This is a genomic window from Alphaproteobacteria bacterium (assembly GCA_019695395.1).
In the GTDB taxonomy this organism is placed as follows: domain Bacteria; phylum Pseudomonadota; class Alphaproteobacteria; order JAEUKQ01; family JAIBAD01; genus JAIBAD01.
Window position 1 is genome coordinate 20,481 of record JAIBAD010000008.1, and the last position, 22,175, is coordinate 42,655.

Here is a 22,175-nt window from a genome sequence, read left to right on the forward strand (position 1 = left end):
AAGATGTTTTATCAAATAATATGTTTTGATTATACTTAATTATAAAATCATTTTCATAGGATATAATTTGAATCAGTTAGAGCACATAAAAAAACAACTGCGGTATCGAAGTTGGCATCGTGGGACAAGAGAAATGGATCTTTTACTTGGTCCATTTTTTGATCAGTATTTTTCATTATTTTCTGAATCACAATTGAATTTATATGCTAATTTTTTGGAAAATAATGATCCTGATCTTTATGATTGGATTATGGGCTATGGTGTGGTACCTGATTTGTATAAGGATATTATTGCTTTGGTTCATAAATTTTTGAAAGATAGGACGCTATAACAATTATGATGTTTTCTTGGTTAACAAGAAATATAAAGATAAAATCATGACCCAAAGTCAGGAATGGCTTAATCTTGCCAAACAACATCGTGCTGCTGGAAGGTTGGCGGCAGCTGAAATGGCGTGTAAACAGGGGTTGGAAAAACATAAAAATCAACCCCAATTGCTTCATTTTTTAAGTATGGTGCTTTATGATATGAAGCGCCCACAAGAAGCATTAGAGGCGTTAGATAAAGCTTTGGCCATCAATAATAGCGTGATTTCTTATCATAATAATCGGGCGGTTATTCTTTATGAATTGGGTCTTTTTCACGAAGCAGAATTGGCTTTACATCGGGCCATTGTTCTTGATAGCAGAAATGCCAATGCTTATAACAATTTGGGTAATGTACAAAGGGCATTAAAAAAATGGGGTGAAGCTGAAACCCATTTTCGCAAAGCTATTAGTTTTAATCCCGATTATGCCGAAGCTTATAATAATCTTGGGCTCGTTTTAAGAGAAATCGGTCAATTAGATGAAGCAGAACAAGCTTTTCGTATTGCATGTGATTTAAATGGATCTTATCTTGATGCGCTTTATAATTTATCAACAATGCTTATTTTTAAAGGTTCACAGCTAGAGGCAGAAGAAATACTTAACAGAACATTAGAACTTGATCCAACTTATGTATCAAGTTATCGATCTTTGTTCCGGCTATTTGAAGATCAGGGAAGAATTTATGATGCGTATCAAATAGTTAATCGGGGATTGGAACATGTGCCCCAAAATCACGATATGCTTTTTTTACAAAGACAATTATATAGTGCCCATTCTCCGTCCTGGGTCACAAAAGAAATCCATGATGATGAATGGACCGAATGTTTTGAAAAAGCTTTAGCTAAAGCAATTATTCCAGGGGCAAAGATTATAGAATTTGGGGCAGGGTCTGGTCTTAAATCCATGTTGGCAGCTAAATTTGGGGCAAGCCAAATTGTATCGTGTGAACCCAATATTTTTGTGGCTGAAAAAGTTTCAGAAATTGTAAAAAATAATGGGTTTGAAGGATTAATCAGTATTCATAACAAGACATTAACGGAAGTTACACTTGGTGAAGAGGTGAAAGAGTTATCGGATCTTCTTTTATGGCAACCTTCTTATTCAGGTTTAACACCACCCCAAACGTTTCTTGCGCTACGTTACGCACAAAAAAAATTATTAAAGTCAGGGGCACAAATTATCCCAAATGGCTATAATGTTTATGCCATTCTTGTTGAATGTCCGTTAAAATCACTCATATCATATCCGATTAACCGTATAGCAGGGTTCGATCTATCACCGCTTAATGCTTTTTCTGACCCACATTATGATTTTTTACATGAACAAGGTTGCACTTATTTAAGTGAACCTTTTCCTATTTTTTCATTTGATCATGAAACAATAGAATCTGTAACAGGACGGAAGAAAATTATTATTGATGGTCTTGCATCAGGAACATGTCATGGTGTTGTTTTATGGTTTGATGTTGTTTTTGATGCACAAACATATTATTCCATTTATGATGTAACCCAACGTGTCTGGCGGGAACAATTGATACAGTTTTTTGAACATCCTTTTTCTGTTACGGAAAAAGGGGAGGTATCGCTTGAAATTCGTTGGGATGAAAAAGGTTTCTACGTCAAGCACCAAGATACTTGATCTTTCTTATATAAAATATTTGATCCAATGTCATATCCATTACAATATCATAATCATTTGATTACATCATTGGGCATATCTTTTGATGTGACGCACCCCCAATCTTATCAATGTGGGGGTATACCCCAAGGTTTTGATATTTTTGTTATCAAAGATTTTTTTGAAAATTTTAAACGAACAGGTTTTTCCGATAATAATTTTTTAACCTGGCTTCATATTGTAAATGATGAGATACGATTAGCTGAATTTGAAACCAGTTTTACTTTTTTTGCCCCAGATATTGAACTTGTTGTGATACCAGCATGGGATTGCTTACCCTATGATCGATCATCGCCACATAAAGAAATTTTAGGTAAAAGGATTGAAGCTTTTATTAAAATTAAAGAATATCAAAAGTCTAAAAAATCTTTTGTGGTTGTAACATCTGTTGCGTCAATTTTACAATTTGTACCTCCTCAATCTTTTTTTGATGATAAAATTATAAAACTTGAAAAAGGTATAGATCAATCTTTAGATCAGTTAAAAAAACTTTTGATTAATCAAGGATATAGCAGGGTTGAAACAGTTATTGAATCTGGTGAATTTGCGAGCCGCGGCGATATTTTAGATATATTTCCAGCCGGAAAAGATAACCCATTTCGTATCGATTTTTTTGGTGACAAAGTAGAGAATATTCGTGAATTTGATGCACATAGCCAACGTACCATTCAAACATTAGATACAGTAGATTTAAAACCCATAGGTGAAATATTATTAGATGACCAAACAGTTGAACGTTTTCGTCAAAATTATAGACAAAAATTTGGAAGTAAGACTATAGATGATCCTTTATACGAAGCCATCAGCCAAAAACGTTCCTATCCAGGTATGGAACATTGGTTATCTTTTTTTCATGATCATCTTGATACTTTATTCGATTATATACCATCTGCTTTTATATCAACAGATTTTCAATTAGATAAAGCTTGCCAAAATCATATAGCTTTAATTGAAGAATATTATCAATCACGTTTACAATATCAACAGCAAAGTCAAGGTGCCGCTTACTATCCTTTAGAACCTAATCATTTATATTTTGATCAAAAAACTTGGGAGCAATCCTTATCTAACCGTGTGGTTTTAAATTTCTCACCTTTTGTTTCAAATGAAAAATTTAACTTTCAAGGTCAGATAGGTCTTTCATTTACAGCTCAGGCATTTACAGCTCACGATAATGATTTAACCACAATAAACCATTTTGATCGCTTACATAAATATATTCAACAGCATCAACAAAACACACATATTGTTATCTGTGGATACACAGCTGGAAGCACAGACCGACTTTTCCATATGATGCGCGATCATCATATTTCTTGTTCAGACATTCTTAATTCTTGGGATGATTTAAACAGAATATCCAAGGATCAAGTGGGTTTAATAACGTTACCTATTAAACAGGGTTTTTCTTGTCCCAATTTTATATTAATTACAGAGCAAGATATTCTTGGTGAAAAAATAATTAAACCAACCAAGCATAAAAAATCACCTGAAAAGTTTTTCAATTTACTAAACCATTTTTTGATTGATGATTATTTAGTTCATATTGACCATGGTATTGGTCAATATCAGGGTTTAGAAACATTAGATATTGGTGGGGCGCCCCACGATTGTTTAAAATTACTTTATGCAGATAATGATAAATTATTTGTGCCAGTTGAAAATATAGATGTTTTATCACGATATGGCGATGCGGATGCACTTGTCACCCTAGATCATTTGGGAAGCAGCAATTGGCAAAATAGAAAAGCCAAAGTTAAAAATAGAATTCGGGAAATTGCCCAGGATTTAATAAGAATTGCAGCTTTAAGAGAATTAAATAAAACAGACACGATCATCCCACCCGAAGGTATTTATGATGAATTTTGTGCAAAATTTCCCTATCCGGAAACAGATGATCAGCTTCGTGCAATCGAGGATGTTTTAACAGATCTGGCATCTGGTCAACCGATGGACCGGTTAATTTGTGGGGATGTTGGTTTTGGTAAAACAGAAATAGCTTTGCGCGCAGCTTTTGTTGTGGCAATGGCTGGATATCAGGTAGCTGTAACAGTGCCAACAACATTATTGGCCCGTCAACATTTTAATAATTTCACCCAACGTTTTGCACATTTGCCCATAAAAATAAAACAACTTTCCAGACTTATAACACCCAAAGAAGCAAGCCAGATTAAGAATGACTTAAAACAGGGGAGTATTGATATTATTGTGGCAACCCATGCTATACTTGGTAAATCAATAGAATTTAATAGATTAGGTTTAATGATTGTTGATGAAGAACAACATTTTGGGGTTGCCCAAAAAGAAAGGCTTAAGCAGTTACGATCTGAAATCCATGTTTTAACCTTAACAGCTACCCCTATTCCGCGTACTTTACAACTCTCCATGGCTGGTATTAAGCAGATGAGTTTGATTGCAACCCCGCCATTGGACCGTTTGGCAGTTCAAAGTTTTGTTCTTCCTTATGACCCTGTTATGATTAGGGAAGCTATTATTCGCGAATATAAACGTGGGGGGAAAATATTTTATGTGTGCCCACGCATTAAAGATATAGATAAAGTAATTGACCAAATTACAAAACTTGTGCCCGAGATAAAAATTGTTGTGGCACACGGACAAATGAGTGCAAATGAATTAGAAAATGCAATGCGCCAATTTTGTGATGGGGTTTATGATGTCTTGCTTTCAACCAATATTGTCGAATCTGGGTTGGATATTCCTCAGGCTAATACAATTATTATTCATCGTGCTGATATGTTTGGGTTGGCCCAATTATATCAATTAAAAGGACGTGTTGGACGTACCAAGATCCAAGGATATGCTTATTTTATTTTATCTGAAGAAAAAATTTTATCCAAAAATTCACAAAAAAGACTTCAGATTATAGAAGCATTAGATTACTTGGGAGCAGGTTTTTCTATTGCAAGCCACGATTTAGATATTCGGGGTGCAGGTAATCTTATTGGGGAGGAACAATCGGGTAATGTACGTGAAGTAGGGGTTGATCTTTATAACCATATGTTGGAAGAAACAGTTAATGAATTGCGTGCATCCAGTGACCCAACTGTGACTAAAGCTGCAACAAATTGGAGCCCACAAATTAATATCGGGATGCCAATTTTAATTCCTGAAACTTATATTAAGGATTTGAATTTACGTCTTAATCTTTATCGACGTATTGGGTTTTTAAATGAAAAAGAAGATGTTGTAAATTTTGAAAGCGAAATGATTGACCGTTTTGGGCCAATACCCTTGGAACTAAAAAACCTACTCCATGTTATTAGTTTGAAGCAATTATGTAAAATTGTAAATGTTGATAAAATAGATGTGGGACCCAAAGGTATCACTTTTTCTTTTAAAGATAATTATTTTTCTAATCCAACAAAACTTATTGATTTTATTCATAAAAATTCATCAACCTTGTCTTTAAGGGCAGATCATAAATTAATTTATCGTTTTACAAATACACAATCTTCTGAAATTATGGCTTCTGAAATTATGACAATCATAATTAATTTGTTGGAAGAATTAAAAACTTTATCTGGTACATAAATTTGTGTGTTTTTAATATTTTTTAAAGGGTGAATAATTATGGAAGAACTTCTTAAATTAAGAAAAAAAATTGATTTAATTGATAATCAATTGATTGCGCTACTTGGAGAAAGATTTTCTTTGGTTAATGAAGTTGTAGCAGTAAAAACCAAATTAGGGTTGCCTGCTGTTATTCCAACCCGTGTTGAAGAGGTACGTGAACGTTGCAAGGAAATAGGGGCAACCTATAATTTGGATAAAAATTTTATGCATGACCTTTATACAGTCATAATTGATCATTACTGTGAAAGGGAGGACCGTTTTTTAAAAAATAAATAAGAGGTGGTTATTTATTTTTTAACCCAGCTGCCATTTTGCCATAAATATGTTCCTGCAGGTGCTTCTTTATATATTTTTTCTGCAGCTAACGCCCCAACTTGCTCGACAGGAACGTTTTGTTTACCAGCTATATCTTGATATGCTTTTTGTCTTTTGGCATTAATAGTTTCAATAAGGCTTGTGATTTTAGCATCCGCCGGTTGTTTGACAGCACCTACGAAACCATCATTTTTTTCACCAATTAATCCTGCGGCTTTAGCATCGTCTAAAGATTGGGCATAAGAAGAATTAATTGTGAATAAACAAAATAAAAGAACTGTAAAAATTGAAAGCCAAGAAAAAGCTATCTGATTAAATTTTTTATAAAAATGTATCTTCATAATATCACCTATATAATTAGAAAAGATCTGGGTTGTTTTTCAAAAGATTATCAACATCTTTGTCAATTTTGACTCGGATTTCTTGTTCAATTTTTACATTAAGATTAATAACAATCGGTTTATCCGGTGCTTCAACCTTAACTGTAGGGCTACATCCTGAAAGAAGTGCGCTGATTAATGATAGACATATTATTTTTATCAGAAATGCTAGATTTAGTTGTGTTAAAAAACGCTTCATAGGTCTCTCTTAATTATTTGGCTTGATTAAATTCAATTAAATTTTTGCTAATAGTTTCTGGTAATTGATAGCTCATAAGTGATTTTTTTAAAATCTCGTCTAATTTCCCTTGCAATGAAAAATTAAAAACTAAAGGATAACTGTTATAAAAATTTGGTGAACTCCCATCTACTTTTAAATCAATTTGAAATTCGGCATTCTTATATCTATTTATTGTAAAAGCTAATTGTTTGTAATGCAAATCTTTTAAAGCTTCAAATACCAATTGTGTTGTCGCATTTTGATCAATAGGTATACTTGAATCTTTTGGATTATATTGAATAACACCTTCGCCAGCTGTTTTAAGAACACCATTATTAATTAAAAGATAATCTTTGCCAATAATAATTGGAATTTCACCATCTAGTATACCAGAAGCTGACAATCCTGGCAAATCAATCAGTTTTAAGAAAGGGGCAAGACCAATATTATGCACAGCTAAAATTATCTTTTGTTCAGGATCATTTAAATTAATGGACTGAGGCACAAGGTTCACTTGACCTTCGACAAGGGTAAATTGATTATGCCCGATATTAAGAATATTGCCTGGGCCAAAATCAAATGATAGTTCGCCATTTGTGATAGGCAATCCAAAGTCAATTAAAGCAACGGCAATTTTCTGATCTTTTGGGGTAAGAAAAGGGGTTAGAGCATCAAATTTAATAACACCAGTTAATCCTTGGACCGCCATTGAAGAATTTTTAAAAGAAATATTATCAAGTTTTAAAGAAAGATCAGATTTATTTTTACCTTTTTTATCCCATGTCGAATATCCTTTAAGATTAATGCGGCCACTTAAATCGTCTAAAGAATTTTTCATCACCATAAGATCATTTTTGGTGATACCACCTGGTCCCAAAATTATATCATTCATGGTAATAGTAAGTTTGGTTTGTTCGGGAGAATAAGTAGTCTTTAAATTAATAGAAATATTTTTGTCTTGGTTTTTTAAAACACCTTGCCCTGTAATTTCTTTATTATCTAGAGATGTTTGATGGGTAAAAGAAATTGGAAAATTGATTTTTTGACTTTTAACCATACCAATGGAGTTGATTAAAATTTTATTTTCATTTTGTGTGAAATCGTTTTGAATAGATGGTATAGAAATAATTTCCTTATCCCAATTAATTTCTATTTTTTTTGCCAATAATTTTATATTAAGTGGATTTAAGGATTGATAATCTAAAACCATTTGATCAAAAGATAAAATCAAAATGTTTTTTTTATTTGTGAATTCAGCAGATGATAATTTTATTGAAAAAGGTGGGATACTATTCCATTTTTTTTGATCAAGATCAAAGCTATATTCTTTATTTTCCAGAGGATTGATTGAAATCATTATAGGATTTTTGTTCACCCAATTTTTATAATTTAAGTTTATTATTTGAATAAAAGAATTAGATAAATTTTTAAATTTTACCGATGATTCATTATAAACGATATGCAAAGGTAAATTAAAATTAACTTCTTTAATTTTTGTTTTAGTTTGGGTATGAAGTAAATTATTAATTTTTAAATTATTTTCTGTAGTAAAAGTTAAGGGTTGATCCCCAAATAACAAATCACCCTGAATATTGCCAGATAAATTAAGGTAATCGAATTGAATTTTATAAGAGTCTAAAATGGAATAAAGCACACTATTTTTAGATATCTGGACAGACCATATACTATTAAAATTTGGAATTTTATTTGCATAATTTATTTTTGATGTAATTTTTATTTGGTTGTTATCTCTATCTTGAAGTAAGGCAATACTATTAAAAACGGATTGGCTTGAAGAAATATTGAGATCGAAAGTATATGTATTATTGGGTTTTATCCAATTTTCATTAATGTTTATATGTCCATCAATTTTGGTATCTGTTAAAGAAGATTTGGGTACAGAAAAATTACCAGTAAAATTAATTATTTTATTAGGATCAAAAAAATATTGACCTTGATCTATATTCAATTCGGCTTGGTAAAAATTGTTTTGAAAAAGTTGAACGTGGGCAGAGGCTGTAATTGTGAATTGTTGAATTTGGGTATTGAGAACGGTATTAATGTTTAAACTATCATTTTGTGGAAATAAAATAATTTCTTTTAAGAAAATAGTATTGGGTTGATTTTTAACATTGATTAATAAACTTGAATTATTAAAAGTAATTTTGGGTAAAGAATTGTAAGAAAATTTATTTGCTGGGGTGTCTGTGGTAATTTGCTCAATCCCTAATATCTCATAAATATTTGTACCCTTATTTAAATTTGTAAGATCAATAGCAGCATTATCTATAAGAATATTTTCAACTTTACCTTTAAATAAATCTTTTAAATTATAGTTGGCAATAATAGTGCCAATATAAATTCTTTTAGTATGACCCAAGGTTATATTTTTGAGTTGTATATTTTTGAAAGTAATTGTTTGAATGGTTAAATCTGCTTGTTTAATTCCAATTTTATCAAGCTCTTGTAAAAGAAAAAATTTTATGAATAGGGGAAGCAGAAACCAAAAAAAAGATAAAAGAATAAAAAAACCACCTAGAAAAAATAGTAATTTTTTTGACGCTTTATGAATGATAAAAATTTTTTTCATCGATCCATATGATTAAAATTCTAAGACACACAAAGTAGAAATCAAAATAATTATAATTAATCCGCTTATCCACCATAAAGGAATAAGAGTTTTACCTTCATCATTCGGTGAAATCGGTATTTCTTGCATATTTATTCCTTTTCTATGACAAGATGATAAGATGTTTATACATAAAACAAGATTATGATAAATTTATTTTTTATCAGATTATTTTATTGTTATGGAGGCCCGGGCCGGAATCGAACCGACGTCCAAGGATTTGCAGTCCTCTGCATGGCCACTCTGCCACCGGGCCTTTAATTATTTCTTTATAAAAGATAAAACACATACTTTAAAGTAACTTTTTTATGTAAATCAATTTATTTATGAAAATAAGGTTTTAAAGATAGAAATACATTAATTAAATGATTGTTTGCTTCAAGAATCTTTTGTATTTTAGCTATAAGTATTTATTATCTTTATAAAAATTGATGTATGATGGAATGATAGTATGAATGTGCCCCAAGATTCATCCGTAGAATTAAAGCGTTTTAATATGATTGAATCGCAATTAAAACCTAATAAAATTATTGATCCTAAAATTATAGATGCTTTTTCCTCTATTCCCCGCGAAATGTTTGTGCCTTCTAATTTTCGTCATGTGGCATATGTAGATAATGATATTGCTTTAGGATATAATCGTTATTTATTAGAACCTATGGTTATTGGACAAATGGTCCAAATTGCTTCTTTAAAATTAACGGATAAGGTGCTTGTTGTGGCATGTGGCTATGGATATACGGCTGCTGTTATCTCAAAATTGTGTCATAAAGTTTATGCTTTGGATTCTGAACGTATGTTTCTTAATCATGCAGAACGAAATTTTAAAGAGTTAAATCTTCATAATATTCAAACTTTTCAAGGGAAGTTGACCGAAGGATGTTCTATCTATTCCCCTTATAATGTTATTTTTATTGAAGGTTCTATAGATTATCTACCTGATTCTATACCTCAACAATTGGAAGAAAATGGAAAAATTATTTATATAAGGCGTCAAAAAAATATAGGACGCATGGTTATAGCAACAAAAATTAACCAAATTGTAACTTCTCAGGTTTATTTTGATGCAAATGTACCATCAATCCCAGAATTTAATCAGGAAAAAAGATTTATCTTTAGTTAAATCATTTTTTTGTGTTATAAACTTATAAAAAAAATATAAATTAAAGATAGTTTAATATATAATAGGCATAATAAAGCAAAGTGTTCGATTGATTAGTTTAAGTTTGTAGTGTCATGATGAAGCAGAAAAAAGAAAATAGTTGGATTTGTTTTGTAGTTTTTTTTGGGGTAATTTGGGGTTTAAATCTGGGCTTTTTTATTTCCCAAAGTTTTGGCCAAACTTTAATAGATGCATTGGCAAAAAGTTATACATCTAATCCTACTTTAGAAGCTGCAAGGGCCCAATTAAGAGCAACAGATGAAAAGGTACCACAAGCACTATCAGGATGGCGCCCCACTCTTACAGGTAATGCTTCTTATGGTCATGAACAAGAATATACAGATACTAATCAACCTTTGATTAACGCAGTTGAAGATGAACGCCAACCCAGAGATGCGACATTAGATTTTACCCAACCTATTTTTCGGGGCTTCCGTACAGTTTCAAGTACAGAGCAAGCAGATAATTTAGTTTTTGCTGCTAGGGCTAGACTTTTTGCTGTTGAACAAGATGTCTTACTTCGTTCAATTACAGCTTATGTAGATGTTGTACGTGACCAATCAGTTTTAGAATTAAATACAAATAACGAAGCGGTTCTTAAGCGTCAGCTTGAAGCAACACAAGAACGTTTTCAAGTAGGTGAGATCACCCGTACCGATGTGGCACAGGCCGAAGCAAGATTAGCCCGCAGTACAGCACAACGTATTGCATCTCAAGGAGATTTATCTTCGTCCCGAGCTATTTATAAAGAAGTTGTAGGAGATATGCCGGGGACATTAAAAACACCTCCCTTACCTACAAATTTACCCACAAGTATGGATGAAGTTGTAAGATCAGCTTTTTATAATCCAAATGTTAAAGAAGCAGAATTTTCAGAAAAAGCTGCACGCAATCAGGTTGATGTTGCTTTTGGTGAAATGTTACCATCTGTATCTTTAAGGGGATCAATTGGGGTATCTAAGGATGTAGGGCGTGATGATGTATATAATAGAGATGGTATCATTAAAGCCCAAGTTACCATACCTCTTTATCAAGCGGGGAATGTTGATGCACGTGTACGCGAAGCAAAACAATCAGTTAGCCAAAGAAGGCAAGAAATAGATGAAGAAAGAAGACGGGCTGAGCAAGGTGCCGCGAGATCTTGGTTAGCTTGGCAAACATCCCAAGCACAACTGGTATCTTTGGAATCACAAATTAGATCAGCTGAACTTGCCTTAGAAGGTGTTAAACAAGAATCAATGGTTGGAACACGAACCATCCTTGATGTTTTAGATGCAGAACAAGAGCTTTTAGATGCAAAGGTTGCTTATGTCACAGCGGAGCGGGATCGATTGGTTGCTGCCTATAGTATTTTTGCAGCGACAGGACATTTGACTGCGCGAGATTTACAATTGCCTGTTCAATATTATAATTATGAAGAACATTATGATAAGGTAAAAAATAAATTTTTTGGTGTTGGTGAGTCAATTGACCCTTAAAATAATTTTGTTATCTTTAATTAAAATTTATAAAAGTTCTTATTCCTTTAGATAATTAAATGACTAAAAACGATTCTTTAAAAGATATTATTGATTCTATTAAAGTAATGGTTGCTGAAGCTCAAATTCGGAATAAGCAAATCCAAGAAAAAAAGCAATTATCAGATGCTTCTCTCAATCAATTAGGATCTAATGTGCTTGATGAAGATGTTTTATTGTTAACTAATGAATTTAATGATGAAACGAAAAAAGATAATCAAAAATTAAATCAAGATAATATTAATAAAACTCAGGATTTACTTTCGGATTTAAGCATAAAATCATCATTGAATTCTCTTGATCGTTTAATTAACTTAGCCCAAAATTATCAATCTTTATCAGATTATTCGGCTTTAACATCTGAGCAATTTATTCACCGTGTTTTAAACCCTCTTCTGAAAGAATGGATTGATAAAAATCTATCATTACTTGTTGAAAAAATTGTTGAACGTGAAATTAAAAAATTGCTACAAAAGATTAATATTAATTAATCCAAAATCTTATCTTTATAAAGACATGTAAAATGCTTGATAAAACTTTTGTTCCCTCGTCAATTGAAAAAGAACAATACGAAATTTGGGAAAAAAGTGGTGCTTTTTCTATTCATCCAAATCTTGGTAAACAGCCTTATACAATTATGATGCCGCCCCCAAATGTTACGGGGAATCTTCATATGGGACATGCGTTAACCTTTACTTTGCAAGATATATTAATCCGTTATCATCGTATGTGTGGATATGATGTTTTATGGCAGCCAGGCACGGATCACGCTGGTATTGCAACCCAAATGGTGGTGGAAAGACAATTAGAAAAAGATGGATTAACCAGAACGTCTTTGGGTCGTCCAGCTTTTCTTGAAAAAGTCTGGGCGTGGAAAAATCATTCAGGCAATATTATTTTAAATCAATTGCGACGATTGGGTGCGTCCCCCGATTGGTCACGTGAACGTTTTACAATGGATGCAGGTTTAAGTAAAGCCGTCCGCAAATTATTTGTTCAGCTTTATCAAGATGGATTAATTTACCGAGATAAAAGATTGGTTAATTGGGATCCAAAACTTCATACAGCTATTTCTGATCTTGAAGTAGAGCAGCGTGAAATTCAGGGCCAACTTTGGTATATCAAGTATTTTTTTGAAGATAATCCAACAGAATATATTGTAGTTGCCACAACAAGACCTGAAACTTTATTTGGTGATGTTGCTGTAGCCGTTCATCCAGATGACTCACGTTATCAGCATATGATTGGTAAAAAAGTTATTATTCCTCTTGCTAACAGAATAATTTCAATTATTGCAGATACATATAGTGATCCAGAAAAAGGTTCTGGTGCGGTCAAAGTAACACCTGCCCATGATTTTAATGATTTTGATATTGGCAAAAGGCATAAATTACCAACTTTTAATATTTTTGATCAAAATGCATGTCTTAATGATCAAGTACCTGATATGTATCAAGGATTATCAAGAGAACAAGCAAGACAACAAGTGCTTAAAGATTTAGAAACTTTAGGTTATTTAGAAAAAACAGCATCCCATTCGATGACTGTTCCTTATGGGGATAGATCTGGTGTTGTTATTGAACCTTGGCTTACCGATCAATGGTATGTGGACACGTCATCTTTGGCCAAAAAAGCTATTGAGGTTGTTGAAAAATCGGAAATTAAATTTGTTCCAGATCAATGGAAAACAACGTATTTTCAATGGATGCATAATATTCAACCCTGGTGTATTTCCCGTCAATTATGGTGGGGGCATCAAATACCTGTTTGGTATAGCAAAGATGGTAAGGTTTTTGTTGCAGAAACTGAAGAAGAAGCATTAGTCCAAGCAAAAAAACATTATGGGCATGATGTAATTTTAGACCAAGATCAGGATGTTTTAGATACCTGGTTTTCATCTGCATTATGGCCTTTTTCAACCTTAGGATGGCCAGACAATACAGCTGAATTGCAGCATTATTATCCAACCGATGTATTGGTAACTGGGTTTGATATTATATTCTTTTGGGTTGCCCGCATGATCATGATGGGACTTTACACCCAAAAGAAAATTCCTTTTAAAACGGTTTATATTCATGCGCTAATTCGTGATGAATTTGGTCAAAAAATGTCAAAATCTAAGGGCAATATCATTGACCCATTAGATTTAATGGATCGTTATGGTACGGATGCTGTTCGTTTTACACTAGCCTCGTTAGCGGTACCAGGTAGGGATATAAAACTTGCGGAATCACGAATTGAAGGATATCGAAATTTTGTCACAAAACTTTGGAATGCAGCCAGATTTTGCCAAATGAATGAATGCGAATTTTCAGAAGACTTTGATCTAAAAACAATAGATGAACCTATTCATTTTTGGATCATGGCGATGCTTTTAGAAACAACGCAAAAGGTTGAGGTAGCTTTATCCACCTATCGTTTTAATGATGCAGCTTACGCTTTATACCATTTTATTTGGCATCAATTTTGTGATTGGTATATTGAATTCATAAAATTATTATTAACCGATCAGGATCAAAATAAAGCCGTAAAGACCAGAAATTTTACATCCTGGCTTTTAATGCAAATTCTTCATCTTTTGCATCCTTTTATGCCTTTCGTGACAGAAAAATTATGGAAAGATTTTAATCCTAAGGGGTCTATGCTTATGGTGTCATCTTGGCCTAATTACAAATCTTTTAAAATGGATGAAACTAAGGTACAAGAAATACAATGGGTTATTAAATTAATTGAAACTATTCGTGCTTTAAGATCTGAAATGGCACTCTTGCCTTCGGTTAAGCCTAAACTTGGGTTAAGGGATATTTCAAAAGAAACTATAGCTTATCTTCAGCAACATCAAACAACTATTACACGTCTTGCAAGATTAGATGAAATTATTTTAACGCTGCCTTACCCATCAGAGGGATGTGTTCAAATTGTTTTTGAAGGAAATATTTTCCTTTTAAATTTAACAGGTTTAATTGATTTGGAAAAAGAAAAAAATCGATTATATAATGACATCAAAAAAATAGATCAACAAATAAATATGTTAACGAATAAACTTAATAATCAGAAATTCCTTCAACATGCACAACATGATGTTATTGAAGAACAAAAACAAAGATTAAAAGATAATCAGGATATGAAAGATAAACTTGAAAAAGCATTATCTTTATATAAAAATCTTATGGTATAATAGTAAGAAGATTAATAATTTAATAAATGAATAACCCTTAAAAGAAAGGTTATTATTATGGAACATAGAGCAGATTGGACGATTGAACAAAATTGGGAAAATTATACCCCGCAAGAACATCAAACGTGGAAATTTCTTTTTTCTAGACAATCTGAAATTTTAAAAAATAGGGCGGTTCCAGAATTTTTGCAGGGTATTAAATCATTGGGTGTTGCTGAAGACGGTATTCCAGATTTCCGTCGTCTTAATGATGTCCTTATGAAAGCAACAGGATGGCAAATTGTGGCTGTGCCGTCACTTATACCAGATGATGTATTTTTTGAACATATGGCTAACCGGCGTTTTGTAGCGACATGTTTTATTAGGCGACCTGATCAGTTGGATTATTTGCAAGAACCAGATGTATTTCATGATGTTTTTGGTCATGTGCCTTTGTTGGTCAATCCTATTTTCGCCAATTATATGGAAGCATATGGTAAAGCAGGGATTAAAGCCCTAAAGGCTGGCCATCTTAAAAAAATTAGTAGACTTTATTGGTATACTGTAGAATTTGGTCTTATCCAAACAAAGGAGGGGCTTAGAATTTATGGATCGGGTATTGTTTCATCAAAAGGCGAATCAATTTATTGCCTAGAAGATCCGATGCCACGCCGTATAGAATTTGATTTGAAGCGTATTTTATGCACGGACTATTTTATTGATAAATATCAAGAAACGTATTTTGTGATTAAAAGTTTTGACCAGCTTTTTCACGAAACTAACCAAGATTTATTGTCGGTGTATGATGAAGTATCACATCTTCCTGAATTATCCGCCACAACTTTGCTACCATCAGACCATTTAATTGCCGCATGAAGCTTTACGGTTATTTTCGTTCATCTGCCGCATTTCGTGTCAGAATTGCGTTAAATATTAAAGAGCTTAATTATAATCATCTTCCTATCCATTTAACACGCCATGGGGGGGAGCAAAGACAGGAAAGTTTTTTAACTATTAATCCATCGGGACTCGTTCCTGTTTTAGAAGATAATGATAATTTTTTAAGTCAATCTTTAGCAATTATTGAATATCTTGAAGAATTATACCCAAAACCGTCTTTACTTCCTGGTACACCTATTGGTCGGGCACAAATAAGATCTATAGCCATGGCAATTGCTTGTGATATTCATCCCTTAAATAATTTACGTGTTCTAAAATATTTAGAACACGATATGGGGCATGATAAAACTAAAATTATGCAAGGATGGTATCAACATTGGCTCCAAATAGGTTTTAACGCATTAGAAAAAACCCTGAAGCAAACAAGAAAAGATAGCACTTTTTGTTTTGGTCACAAACCAACCCTTGCAGATGTGGCGTTAATTCCCCAAATGTATAATGCACGACGTTTTAATTTTGTCCTAGATGCTTTTCCAACCCTTGTATCTATTGAAAAAGCATGTCTTATGCTGCCTTCTTTTCAAAAGGCTTTACCAGAAAATCAACCGGATTACGACCAATAGCCAAATAAAAGTTTAAAGCTTTCTGGTTTCTTTTCGCATTAATTCTAAAAGAGATGGGGTGGGATAACCATCAGCTGGTATTTGTTTATTATATTGGAAATTTCTAATAGCATCTCTGGTTGCTGGCCCAACTCTACCATCAGGGGTACCAAGATTATATCCCATTGTATTAAATAAATTTTGGATTTCAATGATCTCTGCCGTGGTCATGGGTTGATCATCAACATTCGTATTTATGATACCTTGTTTACCTGCGATATAATCAGATAATATGCCTGCTGCTAAAGCATAATTAATTGATCTATTCCATTTTAATAAAATTTGATAATTAGGATATAAAAGAAATATAGGACCTTTATGCCCCATCGGTAAAGCTATTGAAACAGGGGTAGTGGGGTCTGGTACAGTATGTTTAGGATCCATAAATTTTATACCTTGGGATAACCAAAAAGATAAAGGCATGGTTTTAGAAGGCTCTGCAAGATGCCAGGGAAAATTATTTGGTACAGTAATTTGGACACCCCAAGGAAAAGAATTATTCCATCCCGCATTTTTTAAATAATTTGCAGCTGAAGCTAATGCGTCTGCCACACTGGTAAACAAATCACGTTTTCCATCCCCATCAAAATCAACGGCAAGAGTTAAATAATCATGCGGCATAAATTGTACTTGGCCTAAGGCACCTGCCCACGATCCATACATTTTATTTAAAGGAATTATATTTTGTTCGATAAGTGTTAAAGCATCAAGCAATTGATTTTCAAAAAAATCCTTTCTTGTAGAACTATATGCAAGGGTTGCCAAAGAACGTACAATTGATAATTTCCCTGTATTGGACCCAAAATTGCTTTCCAATCCCCACAAAGCAATTAAATATTGGGATGGTACTTGATATACTTCACTAATTTTATTTAATAAAGCACTATATTGGTTTTTATAATGCAATCCTTGGGTAATACGATTATGCGTGACCATTTGATCAAGATAATTATTAAAAGTTTTAACAAATTCTGGTTGATTAGTATCTTGTTCTAAAATAGATGGGTCAGGTTTTATTTGACCAAGTGCAAGATTAAAGGTTTTATCTGATATACCGTGCGCTGATGCTTTTTGGTAAAATTGATTGCGCCAAGTTTCAAAATCAGAATTGATCGTTTGACTTGTTGCATAGTACACTGTATTGAAAAACAGTGTAACGATTGAAAATACAAAAAAACTTTTACGTAAACTGGCTGATATCATTTTTATTTCGCCTTAAAAACTATTTTATTAGTTTATTAAATTCTATTCTTTTACTATATTAGAAGACAAGACAACAGTAAACCCTTTGTACATTGAAAACAAATGCGTATAGCTTTTGCTGGATTCCAGCATGAAACCAATACTTTTGCCCCAACAAAAACTGTATATCAAGAATTTGTTGATGCAGATGGTTGGCCTGCTTTAACTATTGGGCAAAATTTATTCAAGGTTATTGAAAATATTAATCTTCCGGTTACAGGATTTGTAGATAAAGCTCAAAAATTAGGATATGAATTGGTCCCATTATTATGGTGTTCTGCAACGCCGCGTTCTTATGTTGAAGATATGGCTTATGAAAAAATTGTTTCACAAATAATTGATTTACTTTTAAAAGCAGGGCCAATTGATGGTCTTTATCTTGATCTACATGGGGCCATGGTAAGTGAAAGTTTTGATGATGGAGAAGGTGAATTATTAAAACGTATTCGCCAAAAAATTGGACCAAATTTACCCATTGTAATAAGCCTTGATCTTCATGCAAATGTAACTGAAGCAATGGTTCATTATGCTAATTTTATAACAATTTTTCGAACTTACCCTCATATTGATATGGCTAAAACGGGGGAGAGAGCTGCAGAATTATTTGATAAATTAAATAGATGGAAGGCAAAGGCGTACCGCCAATTACCTTTTCTTATTCCATTGACCTCTCAATGTACAATGATAGAGCCAGCAAAAACTATTTACAATCATATCGAAGCTTTTGAATTAAATAATTCTTGTCATATAGATTTTGCTATGGGATTTCCACCAGCAGATATTAAAGATTGTGGGCCGTCACTTGTGTGTTATGCAGAAAATGCTGAAAAGGCCAATGAATTCATTGGCCAAGTTGAGAAAATTATTTTAAGCAAAGAAAATGAATTTGCTCAACATCTTTATTCACCTGAAGATGCTGTAAAAAAGGCCATGGAATTATCAACAGAAAGTACAAAACCTATTATTTTGGCTGATACGCAGGATAATCCAGGGGCTGGTACAGATTCAAATACAACGGGCATTTTAAACGCTTTAATTAAAGCAGGGGTTAAGCAAGCAGTGGTGGCTATGATTAATGATCCTGATACAGCTCTAGAAGCACACAAAATTGGCAAAGGGGGCTCATTAACCCTTGGTCTTGGGGGCAATAAAATGACCCCTGATCATAATCCACCTTTATATAATACATTTAAAGTTAAAGAATTAGGCGACGGTAACTTTATGGCAACAGGCCCTTTTTATAAAGGATCCGCCATGAAATTAGGTCCTATGGCACTTTTAGAAATCAATGGCGTTGACATTATTGTATCAAGTCGTAAACAACAAGCAGCTGATCAATCGATGTTTTACCATATGGGAATTGATCCTCGTCAACAAAAAATACTTGTCCTTAAAAGTTCTGTTCATTTTAGAGCAGATTTTCAATCAATAGCATCGCATATTTTAATTGTTATAGCACCAGGTGAAAATCCAGCCGATCATTTAAAACTACCTTATAAAAAACTTCGTCCTGGGATACGTCTTATGCCCATGGGTCCAGTTTTTAATTAAAAAGATAATAAATAATATTTTATCTTTTCACATAACTGCCAGGAGCGGGTTCAATAATTTGTATGTTTTTATTTTTTGTTGGACTGGCTTCAAGTTTACCACTAAATTTTTTTGCCCAATTAGCCCAATGGGGCCACCATGATCCTGGTGTCGATTGCGCTGTTTTTAACCATTGATCTGCTGTGGGGCAAAGTTTATTGGTCCAATATTCATATTTATTGGCATTGGGTGGATTAATAACACCTGCAATATGACCTGATGCTGCCAAAACAAATTCAATAGACCCGTTATAAAGCTTGGTTGCTTTGAAGGTTGATTGCCATGGGGCAATGTGATCTTCTTTAGTTGACAAGATGAATGTGGGTGTTTCAATTTTTCTAAGATCAATAGGTACATTATCAAGGGTTATACCGTTGGGTTGTGCAAGGAGATTTTGTAAATACATCTTTCTTAAATAAAAACTATGCATAGCAGCAGGAAGACGTGTTGAATCAGAATTCCAATATAAAAGATCAAATGGAAAAGGATCTTTACCTAAAAGATAATTATTAACAACAAAAGACCAGATTAAATCATTGGCACGCAACATATTAAATGTATAGGCCATTTTGTGACCTTCCAGATATCCCTTTTTATTCATCTGTTTTTCTAAATCTTTGATTTGCTGTTCATCAATGAAAACCCCCAATTCTCCAGGTTCTGAAAAATCGACAAGAGTAGTTAGATATGTCGCAGAAACAATTTTGGGAAATGATTCTTTGGTATTTTTTTTCTTGGATGAATTTTTATTTTCTAGATAGGCAAGTGTGCAGGCAAGTAAAGTCCCCCCCAAACAATAGCCAATAGCATTAATATTTTTTTCATCGGTAATTTTTTCAATAATATTTAATGCTGTTAATGGACCTTCGAGCATATAATTTTCAAAATTTTTATTGGCTAGTTTTTTATCTGGATTATTCCAAGAAATCATAAAAACAGTAAAACCTTGAGATACAAGCCAGCGAACAAAAGAATTTTTTTCTTGAAGATCAAGAATATAATATTTATTAATCCAGGGTGGAATAATTAATAAAGGTCTTTGATACACCTGTTTGGTTGAAGGTTGGTATTGAATAAGTTGCATAAGATCATTTTGGTACACAACTGAACCTGGGGTTAAAGCAATATTTTTACCAAGTTCAAAGGCATTTTTATCCGTCATGCTGATTTGAAGAGAATCATGGCTTTTTTCTAAATCAGATAAAAGATTTTGGAACCCTTTAATCAAATTTTGCCCTTTGGTTTCAAGGGTCGTTCGAATAACCTCAGGGTTTGTTAGCGCAAAATTACTTGGGGCAATGGCATCAATAAATTGACGCGTGAAAAAATCAATTTGTTGAGCTTTCTTTGGATCAAGACCTTTTGTTTGTTGAACACTGGAATGAATCCATTGAGATAGAATTAGGTAAGATTGTTTGATAAAATCAAAAATGATACTTTCTTGCCAGGCTTTATCTTTAAATCTTTTATCTGTTGGTATTGGAGTAATAACAGGTTCTATTGCTTGATTAATACCTAGCATTTTTTGGGTGGTAGCTTGGTAAAGTTTTGTATAGTTTTGCCATAATTCCAATTGCGCTTGAAAAGCCCCGGTTGGATTCTGCATCATTTTAGTGCTAAGATCAAAAAAAGCTTCAATCATCTTGGACGAATAGGGAAATTCTATTTGTTGTTGGGGTTTTTGCTGTAAAAAGGTACTTAAAAGGCTATGGGCTTTTTCTGTAAAATCAGCTATTATTTTTGAGAAAATTATGGGATCAAAATTTTGATTATTATTAGAAGCTTGCATTCATAATTCCTGTTATTATAGAGTGTTTATACTTTTGTACATTATAATGTATAAAGTAAAGATAACCTTAGCAATTTAGCTTTTATATTTACTATATTCAATATTTTAAACAAGAAAGAATTGATTGAAAATATGATTGGAAAGCTAAATTATATGAAAAGCCTGATAAGATAAAGGTTTGTTTTAAATTGAATATTTATATTAAATTTCTTTGCTTATTATCTATATTATTATGTCTTTTATTAAATGCTTGTTCGCTACCTGAATGGTTGGGTGGTACAGCGGAACCGGCTGAAGAAAAACTACCTGATCCCAAACCTGGCGAATTTCCAAATTTATCAAAGGTACCCTTAAAAGGTCCTAGGATCCCAAGCAAAGAACAAAGGGCAAAATTGGAAAAGGGACTTGTTTCTGATAGATCTAACGCACGTTATGTACCCAATACATCAAGATCAATTAATGCGCCATCTAATACCATTAACGATGATAGTGTGCCTTTAGCAGCTCCTGTTGAAAAAGTATCGGTAGAAAAAGTTCAACCTCAGACACCAACCCAAACTACAGCGCCAGTATCTACGTCATCGTCACCTTCTGCAACACCACAAACACCCCAACCGCAACTACCTGGACCATCTTTAGAACAAATAGGTGTGATTTATTTTACGGATAATTCAACAAAATTGTCTAAAGAAGCTAATTCACTATTAAATAAACTTGCAACTCAGTATAAAAATAATACCTCTAAAATTAGGGTGGTTGGATATGCTGGTACTACCAAAGCAAATGTAACCCAAAGTGAAATAGCAAATAATAAAATTGCTTTGGAAAGAGCACAAAGTGTTATTAATCAATTTATTAAACTTGGGATAGCTGCAGAACGAATGGAATCAGAAGCGGTAAATATTAAAACAAATAAAAATACAGAATCTGCTGGACGAAAAGCCGAGATTTTCTTGAAGATCAATTAATCAAT

17 protein-coding genes and 1 tRNA gene are annotated in these 22,175 nt (G+C 33.0%); 12 read left to right on the plus strand and 6 right to left on the minus strand.

The features are described 5' to 3' along the window. Positions 1-67 precede the first annotated feature (67 nt). The 4 genes from K1X44_02420 to K1X44_02435 are packed head-to-tail and all read left to right on the plus strand — an operon-like array spanning position 68 to position 5,915. Positions 68-331: a succinate dehydrogenase assembly factor 2 gene (locus K1X44_02420; protein ID MBX7146146.1), complete on the plus strand. Its 264-nt coding sequence runs from the start codon at positions 68-70 to the stop codon at positions 329-331. A 46-nt stretch (positions 332-377) separates the two neighbouring features. Further along, positions 378-2,006, plus strand: a complete 1,629-nt coding sequence (locus K1X44_02425) for a tetratricopeptide repeat protein (protein MBX7146147.1) — start codon at positions 378-380, stop codon at positions 2,004-2,006. Positions 2,007-2,033: 27 nt separating this feature from the next. Continuing rightward, positions 2,034-5,597, plus strand: a complete 3,564-nt coding sequence (gene mfd, locus K1X44_02430; protein MBX7146148.1) for a transcription-repair coupling factor — start codon at positions 2,034-2,036, stop codon at positions 5,595-5,597. A gap of 39 nt (positions 5,598-5,636) precedes the next feature. Continuing rightward, positions 5,637-5,915 (plus strand): chorismate mutase, encoded by a 279-nt coding sequence (locus K1X44_02435; GenBank protein MBX7146149.1) that lies wholly within the window; start codon positions 5,637-5,639, stop codon positions 5,913-5,915. Positions 5,916-5,926: 11 nt separating this feature from the next. Here the strand turns inward: K1X44_02435 and K1X44_02440 are convergent, their stop codons facing one another. The 4 genes from K1X44_02440 to K1X44_02455 all read right to left on the minus strand — a co-directional run bounded on the left by K1X44_02440 (position 5,927) and on the right by K1X44_02455 (position 9,439). Beyond that, the gene (locus K1X44_02440) at positions 5,927-6,295 is read right to left on the minus strand and encodes a YdbL family protein (protein MBX7146150.1); all 369 of its coding nucleotides are present in this window, start codon (positions 6,293-6,295) and stop codon (positions 5,927-5,929) included. Between the two features lie 16 nt (positions 6,296-6,311). Then, positions 6,312-6,533, minus strand: coding sequence for a YnbE family lipoprotein (locus K1X44_02445; GenBank protein MBX7146151.1), 222 nt, complete (start codon positions 6,531-6,533; stop codon positions 6,312-6,314). A gap of 13 nt (positions 6,534-6,546) precedes the next feature. Next, complete coding sequence (locus tag K1X44_02450; GenBank protein ID MBX7146152.1) at positions 6,547-9,144, minus strand: YdbH domain-containing protein; 2,598 nt, start codon at positions 9,142-9,144, stop codon at positions 6,547-6,549. Positions 9,145-9,365: 221 nt separating this feature from the next. Beyond that, positions 9,366-9,439 (minus strand) — tRNA-Cys (locus K1X44_02455). A gap of 195 nt (positions 9,440-9,634) precedes the next feature. On the opposite strand from K1X44_02455, the gene K1X44_02460 reads away from it, so the two are divergent. From K1X44_02460 to maiA, 6 genes are all read left to right on the plus strand, one after another. Next, the gene (locus tag K1X44_02460; protein ID MBX7146153.1) at positions 9,635-10,306 is read left to right on the plus strand and encodes a protein-L-isoaspartate O-methyltransferase; all 672 of its coding nucleotides are present in this window, start codon (positions 9,635-9,637) and stop codon (positions 10,304-10,306) included. Positions 10,307-10,419: 113 nt separating this feature from the next. Continuing rightward, positions 10,420-11,823 (plus strand): TolC family outer membrane protein, encoded by a 1,404-nt coding sequence (locus K1X44_02465; protein MBX7146154.1) that lies wholly within the window; start codon positions 10,420-10,422, stop codon positions 11,821-11,823. A gap of 59 nt (positions 11,824-11,882) precedes the next feature. Beyond that, entirely contained in the window at positions 11,883-12,353 is a 471-nt protein-coding gene (locus K1X44_02470) for a DUF2497 domain-containing protein (GenBank protein ID MBX7146155.1), read from the plus strand. 32 nt (positions 12,354-12,385) lie between these two features. After that, positions 12,386-15,040 (plus strand): valine--tRNA ligase, encoded by a 2,655-nt coding sequence (locus K1X44_02475; GenBank protein MBX7146156.1) that lies wholly within the window; start codon positions 12,386-12,388, stop codon positions 15,038-15,040. A 57-nt stretch (positions 15,041-15,097) separates the two neighbouring features. Continuing rightward, complete coding sequence (gene phhA, locus K1X44_02480; protein ID MBX7146157.1) at positions 15,098-15,895, plus strand: phenylalanine 4-monooxygenase; 798 nt, start codon at positions 15,098-15,100, stop codon at positions 15,893-15,895. After that, on the plus strand, positions 15,892-16,542 hold the full coding sequence (maiA, locus tag K1X44_02485; GenBank protein ID MBX7146158.1) for a maleylacetoacetate isomerase: 651 nt from the start codon (positions 15,892-15,894) through the stop codon (positions 16,540-16,542). The genes phhA and maiA overlap by 4 nt, the downstream gene beginning before the upstream one ends. Before the next feature lie 12 nt (positions 16,543-16,554). On the opposite strand, the gene K1X44_02490 is transcribed toward maiA, so the two are convergent. Then, complete coding sequence (locus K1X44_02490; protein ID MBX7146159.1) at positions 16,555-17,784, minus strand: lytic murein transglycosylase; 1,230 nt, start codon at positions 17,782-17,784, stop codon at positions 16,555-16,557. Positions 17,785-17,886: 102 nt separating this feature from the next. On the opposite strand from K1X44_02490, the gene K1X44_02495 reads away from it, so the two are divergent. Beyond that, on the plus strand, positions 17,887-19,374 hold the full coding sequence (locus K1X44_02495) for a M81 family metallopeptidase (GenBank protein ID MBX7146160.1): 1,488 nt from the start codon (positions 17,887-17,889) through the stop codon (positions 19,372-19,374). A 19-nt stretch (positions 19,375-19,393) separates the two neighbouring features. Here K1X44_02495 and phaC read toward each other — a convergent pair whose 3' ends face one another. Further along, on the minus strand, positions 19,394-21,202 hold the full coding sequence (gene phaC / locus K1X44_02500; GenBank protein MBX7146161.1) for a class I poly(R)-hydroxyalkanoic acid synthase: 1,809 nt from the start codon (positions 21,200-21,202) through the stop codon (positions 19,394-19,396). Positions 21,203-21,390: 188 nt separating this feature from the next. Between phaC and K1X44_02505 the strand changes: the two genes are divergently transcribed. Then, positions 21,391-22,170 carry an OmpA family protein gene (locus K1X44_02505; GenBank protein ID MBX7146162.1) on the plus strand — a complete coding sequence of 260 codons (780 nt, stop codon included), beginning with the start codon at positions 21,391-21,393 and terminating at the stop codon, positions 22,168-22,170. The last annotated feature ends 5 nt before the right edge of the window (positions 22,171-22,175 follow it).